General features: G+C 72.4%; 1 protein-coding gene. It reads right to left on the bottom strand.

Annotated elements, in window-relative coordinates:
• Positions 1 to 39: 39 nt before the first annotated feature.
• The coding region (locus tag C882_RS22675; protein ID WP_043647380.1) for a MarR family winged helix-turn-helix transcriptional regulator at positions 40 to 322 on the bottom strand (283 nt) is incomplete at its 5' end.

Below are 322 nucleotides of genomic sequence, written 5' to 3'. Positions count from 1 at the left end.
GCGCTTCGCAGGAAATGACGAGGAACCGGTCCTCCTGGCCTACGCCTGACCGTCGTCGGGCTCGTCGGCAGCGCGTGCCGGACCCAGGTCGCGGGCGGCGCGGGACAGCTTGCTGATCAGGTGGTCGAGCGCCGTGCGCTCCGCCGCCGACAGCGTGCCCAGCAACTCCGCCTCGTAGGCCAGGGCGGCGGGAACGATCTCGCGGTAGACCTTGCGACCCTTGGCCGTCAATCCCAGCACCTGCCGCCGTCGGTCCGCCTTGTCGGTGGTGCGCGAGACCAGCCCCGCCTGCGTCATGCGGGCGACGGCGCGGCTGACCTGC

It is taken from the genome of Caenispirillum salinarum AK4 (assembly GCF_000315795.1).
Taxonomy (GTDB): domain Bacteria; phylum Pseudomonadota; class Alphaproteobacteria; order Rhodospirillales; family Rhodospirillaceae; genus Caenispirillum; species Caenispirillum salinarum.
Note: the sequence above shows the minus strand (reverse complement) of the source record. Positions and strands in the feature narration are given on the sequence as shown.